This window comes from Gammaproteobacteria bacterium, from assembly GCA_011682695.1.
GTDB lineage: Bacteria > Actinomycetota > Acidimicrobiia > Spongiisociales > UBA4744 > BMS3Bbin01.
In genome coordinates, this window is sequence record JAACED010000096.1 from 1 (window position 1) to 5,212 (window position 5,212).

6 protein-coding genes and 3 tRNA genes are annotated in these 5,212 nt (G+C 64.3%); 5 read left to right on the plus strand and 4 right to left on the minus strand.

The features are described 5' to 3' along the window. The coding region (locus GWP04_12050) for a hypothetical protein (protein ID NIA26281.1) at positions 1–595 on the minus strand (595 nt) is incomplete at its 3' end. 165 nt (positions 596–760) lie between these two features. On the opposite strand from GWP04_12050, the gene GWP04_12055 reads away from it, so the two are divergent. Together GWP04_12055 and GWP04_12060 are read left to right on the plus strand one after the other, a co-directional pair. Beyond that, on the plus strand, positions 761–1,627 hold the full coding sequence (locus GWP04_12055; GenBank protein NIA26282.1) for a M48 family metalloprotease: 867 nt from the start codon (positions 761–763) through the stop codon (positions 1,625–1,627). Further along, entirely contained in the window at positions 1,628–2,128 is a 501-nt protein-coding gene (locus tag GWP04_12060) for a hypothetical protein (GenBank protein NIA26283.1), read from the plus strand. A 133-nt stretch (positions 2,129–2,261) separates the two neighbouring features. On the opposite strand, the gene GWP04_12065 is transcribed toward GWP04_12060, so the two are convergent. The 3 genes from GWP04_12065 to GWP04_12075 form a co-directional block, all read right to left on the minus strand. Further along, on the minus strand, positions 2,262–2,786 hold the full coding sequence (locus tag GWP04_12065; protein NIA26284.1) for a hypothetical protein: 525 nt from the start codon (positions 2,784–2,786) through the stop codon (positions 2,262–2,264). Between the two features lie 131 nt (positions 2,787–2,917). Next, a complete protein-coding gene (locus GWP04_12070; GenBank protein NIA26285.1) occupies positions 2,918–3,628 on the minus strand; it encodes a hypothetical protein in 711 nt (236 codons plus the stop codon). Continuing rightward, positions 3,625–4,557, minus strand: a complete 933-nt coding sequence (locus tag GWP04_12075) for a DUF2157 domain-containing protein (protein ID NIA26286.1) — start codon at positions 4,555–4,557, stop codon at positions 3,625–3,627. Before GWP04_12075 ends, GWP04_12070 begins: the two co-directional genes overlap by 4 nt. A gap of 200 nt (positions 4,558–4,757) precedes the next feature. On the opposite strand from GWP04_12075, the gene GWP04_12080 reads away from it, so the two are divergent. From GWP04_12080 to GWP04_12090, 3 genes are all read left to right on the plus strand, one after another. Further along, positions 4,758–4,839 (plus strand) — tRNA-Tyr (locus GWP04_12080). Between the two features lie 28 nt (positions 4,840–4,867). Continuing rightward, a tRNA-Thr gene (locus GWP04_12085) sits at positions 4,868–4,941 on the plus strand. Between the two features lie 96 nt (positions 4,942–5,037). Then, positions 5,038–5,111: transfer RNA gene (locus GWP04_12090), tRNA-Met, on the plus strand. Positions 5,112–5,212: the final 101 nt, after the last annotated feature.

Here is a 5,212-nt window from a genome sequence, read left to right on the forward strand (position 1 = left end):
CTGCCGCTCCGAGCCCGCCGAAGTCCTTGTGGTCGTAGTCGACACCGGTGTCGATCACCGCCACGGTGACGCCGTCGCCGGTGAGCGACAGATTGTGCCAGACCGAAGGCGCACCGATCCACGGGACGCTCGTCTCGTTGGTCGGCTTGAACGTGGTCACCCGAGCCACCGATACCACGCTGGGGATTTCGGCCAGCTCGACCAGATCGGCCGGCGCCACGTCGACGATGAAGCCGTTGGCGCCCACATCGAGCGAGGCGACCACGGTGGCGCCTGTCGCCATCAGGTCGTGCCTGGTATCGGCCTGTTGCCTGTCGATCTTGGCCTTCTGGGCCTTCTGGGCGTCAGGCGACGGCTTGGGAGCTCCTGCCTCGAGTGCACTGGCAACATAATCGGCAACCGACTTCTCGGACAGCTGGACGAACACCTGAATGGTGTTCCCCGCCGCCATCGTCAGCGTCTCGTCCAGTACAACGGGCCTATCCCCGACGCGCTGTGGTGTCGCACGGTCTGGGGGGTCTGCCGCCCCTGCCGGCGCTGCCAGCACCCCAACCATCAAAGCCATAACGGCTAGGAGAATGATGTAGCGTTTCACTTCGCTCCTCCCGAGTCGCGTTCACTTACCCCTGCTGAGGAACACTCGAAGGTCTCCCCCAGCGACCGTTTTCGACTCTACCCTCGACGGTTGCGTGGTGCAGGCAGAGCGAGGGGAGCCTCGTGTCTCCTGCCGATACCGCAGGCGCGCAGTACCATCCTTCCCATGAACAACCTCAAGACCGTTGCGCTCCTCGGGTTCCTCTCGGCACTGGTCTGGTACCTCGGGATGACCCTGTTCGGCGGCACCAGCGGGTTCTACGTGGGACTGCTCTTCGCCGTCGGTATCAACTTTGTCGCCTACTTCTTCAGTGACAAGATGGCCCTGGCCGCGTCGCGGGCCCGCCCGGTCACCGAGCAGGAACTTCCCCAGGTCTACTCCATCGTGCGGAACCTCACGACCCAGGCCGACATGCCGATGCCCCGCATCTACGTGATCGACTCACCGCAGCCCAACGCGTTTGCCACCGGCCGCAATCCGGCTCACGCAGCAGTCGCAGTCACCACCGGAATCTTGCAGATCCTCAATCGTGACGAGCTCGAAGGCGTTATCGGGCACGAGCTGTCGCACGTCCGCAACCGGGACATCCTCATCAGTTCCATCGCCGCGATGCTCGCCGCCGCCCTGTCGATTTCGGCCCGCATGGCCTTCTGGTTCGGTGGGGGACGGCGCAGTAGCCGGGACAACCCGCTTGGCGGGATCGTCGCCCTGGTGAGCCTCATCCTTGCCCCCCTCGCTGCAATGATCATCCGTCTGGCCATCTCTCGTTCCCGCGAATACCAGGCCGACGCATCCGGCGCGATCCTCACCGGGCAGCCGCTCCATCTGGCGAGTGCGCTGCGCAAGCTCGAGATAGGGACGTCCAGGGTGCCGATGAACGTCAACCCGGCCGTCAGTCAGCTGTTCATCGCCGACCCGCTCAAGGCGCTCAAGGGACGGAATCGCGGTGGGTTCGGGAAGCTGCTCTCGACACACCCGCCGATCGAAGATCGGATCAGACGACTCGAGGAGATGGCGAGTGGAGACCGATAGGTGATCACCCTCTCAGTCGACGTTGCCGTCGCCGTGGTCGCCACCGTCGGGGTGCTTGGCGGGCTATGGGGTGGGATGGTGAGCACCCGGTCGGCGCTCAACGGTCCCGAGTGGGCGATGGAGCACCTTCGCAAGACGATGCCGATCGCGGTTGCGCTCAGCGTGCTCAGCATCGTGGTCCTGATCCTTGTGCGGCCCACCTGGGTCGGGATCGGCGTCTTGTACACGACCGGCATGGTGGCGTTCATGTCCCGCGGCGTCTCGCGGTCGCTTCAGACGGTCGCCGACGGCGTCGGACTGGCGCCGATCACACAGGACGGGAGGCAACGCATCCTTCTTCGCTCCGCCCGTATGCTCATCTTCGTCGGCGCCGCGCTCGCCGTGATCGCACTCCTCGACTACCGATGGCGCGGGGCGCCGGCACGCTTCGACTGGGTGCTGGTCGCCATGATGCTGATCCCCGGTGTCCTCGTGTTGCGCAAGGCCGGTTCGGCCTCCTGATCCCGGCGCGTGGTCGTGTTCCTGTCAATGCTGGCGTCGTATACCGACGCTCATAGTGACAGGAAAAGCGGGGTCTGATTCCTGTCAATGCTGGCGTCGCATATCGACGCTCATAGTGACAGGAAACTGGCAGCTACCGGATCAGGAGCTTGGCCACCAGCGGAGCGAAGACCACTACTGTGATCACCCGCACGAGGTGTGCCGTCACGACCACCGGAGCGTTGGCACCGAGGTCGGCGGCGATGGCGCCCATCTGTGAGATCCCGCCGGGCGACGATGCCAGAAACGCGGTGGCGAGATCCACTCCGAGCGTCCGCAGGACGAGGGTGATCAGCACAGTCGCCGTCAACAAGGAGACGACGATGATCGCCACCGGGACGATCGACTCTTTCAGGGACAAGAGTGTCTCGCGGGTGAAGGCCTGACCGAGCAGCCATCCCAGTGCGGCGAAGGAGAGAAAGCGAGCCCAGTCGGGCAGTGGGACTGTGCTCGAACCGAAGAGGTTCACGGCTGCGACCGCAACCATGGCGCCGATCAGCGCACCCGCAGGGACCTCGAGCCGCTCGAAGATCCATGCTCCCACCAACGCTGCCAACACTGTGCGCACGATCACCATTCGGCCTCCCTTGATCAAGGCAAACGCTACCTGAGGCGGCATCACCGGCCCGTCTCCTGTTGTTTCGTGTGCCCTGCCGTGTCGGGACGCCTTCGTTCGGAACGTTCTTCTACGTCATCCCTCCGAGCTGCCGGCTCGGAGGGATTCCCCGCCGGGGGAAGCGTGGAGTCGTTCTATCGGCCGGGGACCTCGAACCCATCGAATCCCGGGATGTACCAGGCGGCAGACATCCATCGCGCCACACCTTTGACGAGCACCCGCGGTTCGGGGTCGCCGGTGGCGCGTAGGATCAGGAGCCGTTCCTCGGAGTCGATCACCAGCGCCCAGTTCCCGTCGGGGGACCATCGCACTATGTCGAAGCGATAGTTACGGGGACCGCTCACCTCGAGCAACAGCCGCGATTCCTTGTTCGGTTCTTTGATCATCAGTGTTGCGCCACCCGCCGACTGGCCGGCGGTGAGCACTGCTCCGTCGGCCCGACGAGAGGTCTCAGGATTGGGGAAGAGTGGTTCCGGTCCCTCCAGTCCGGCATCGAACCGTTCGACGACCTGGCCTGACTCCGGGTCGATCAGCGCATACTGGGGCGGGTAGGTGGAGGCGTCGAACGTCACGATCAGCCCGTCGGACGTCCATGCCAGACCGTTGCCGACGACGTCCCGGTCGCACCGAAGTTCTCTGGGGACCCCACCGCCGGCGGGGACGACTTCGAGACAGGGTGGGTCGTCACCACGGGTGAACACCACCGTCCCGGGGATCGACGGGTCCGGTTGTTCGGCGAGCGACGGATACTCGGGGAACGGGATGACGCCGAAGACGAGCACCACGGTCAGGACCAGTACCAGCACCAGGACCGACAGGACGACGGCGAGTGTGGCACGTTTCATGTTCCGGCCACCTCCTCACGAAGTCTTGCGATCAGTAGGGCAGCTCCAATGAGCACAACGCCGGAGAGGAACAGCGCCACCGGCACGCCGAGGGACTCCTCGAAGTAGGTGAAAATCAACTGAGGGAGGAACACGAATACGGCGCCTGCTCCGCCGACCAGGAGCAGCACTTCGCGCAGTGGCACGCTCGACGCAAGCATCACGGCGGCGCTCACCAGACCGAGCCACAGCGGCCAAGCAGTATCGAGCATGCCCGCAGCCATGCTCGGTCCGATGAGGATCGCGGCGATGCCGAGGGCATATGAGGTGCCCGCCGGCTGCAGGGTTCCTCCCCAGGCCAACAACACGGTGGCGACGCCGATTCCCCACACGATCAGCCCGAACCACTCGGTGGGGGACGGGTCGAGTTGCGCCACGGCGCTCAGCACCACGGCATGAACACTTCCGATAAGTGCTGCCGCCTGTAGGAGTTTGGGCAGCGCCTTCCACAACAGAGTGGCCACGACAAAGGTCGGTATGGTGATCCACAGGGCCTGGGGTTTGTCGTGGATGTTGAGGATCTGACCGGAGAAGACTCCAAACCACCCGGCGACGCCGGTGATGCCGAGAAACCACAGGAAGCTCGACAGGCGCCGGACCGCTTCGCCCTCTCCGGTGCGTGACCAGGCGCCGGCGGCCAGGAAGCCGACGGTCAATACACCGATCAGGGTGAGCTGAGCCCAGATCTCCAGACGCCCCCAGAACTGGGCGATGAATACCCAGAGGGCAACGATCGCCAAGGCACCTCCGAGATAGCCGAGTACTTCTGCGATCAGCGTCGATCGTTGCGGCTGCTCGGCACCTTCGAAACGGACGATCGCAGCGGCCTGTTCATCAGAGATCAACTCGGCCTGCTTCCACTTCGCCAGACGTTCGTCGAGGTCTTGCATCGGACTCCTCTCGTTGGTCTCATCATGCTCCGAAGCCGCGCCGGTGGCAACCATTGGTCGGCACGAACCGGCAGGCGACACGAATGACCAAGGGGACACGGCCGGTCTCGGCGCTCCTGGGCCTCAGCCTGGGTCGGCTTCGGTTTTCGCACCGCTGAGAGACAGCTAATCTACGGTCCGCCCGACATGGCTTCGGGCTTGCCGGGATGCCCGAGCGGCCAAAGGGAGCAGACTGTAAATCTGCCGGCGATGCCTTCGGAGGTTCAAATCCTTCTCCCGGCACTCACCGCCACGGCGGTGTGACAACCTAGCCTCCTTAGCTCAGTTGGTAGTAGCGCCGCCATGGTAAGGCGGAGGTCTCCGGTTCGAGTCCGGAAGGAGGCTCGCACTCCCCGCAGAGCGGGTCGGCTCGCAGAGCAGGCATGCAAGGGGTGAGCATGCTCGAGCGGGAAGTGCCCTCGGGCGAGAGAAGCAGGTCGAGGCGGCGTAGCTCAGTTGGTGAGAGCGCTCGACTCATAATCGAGAGGTCGGCAGTTCGAGTCTGCCCGCCGCTACGAGCGGGAAAGGGTTTTGTGATGGCGAAGGCGAAGTTTGAGCGGACGAAGCCGCATGTGAATGTGGGGACGATGGGTCATATTGATCATGGGAAGACGAC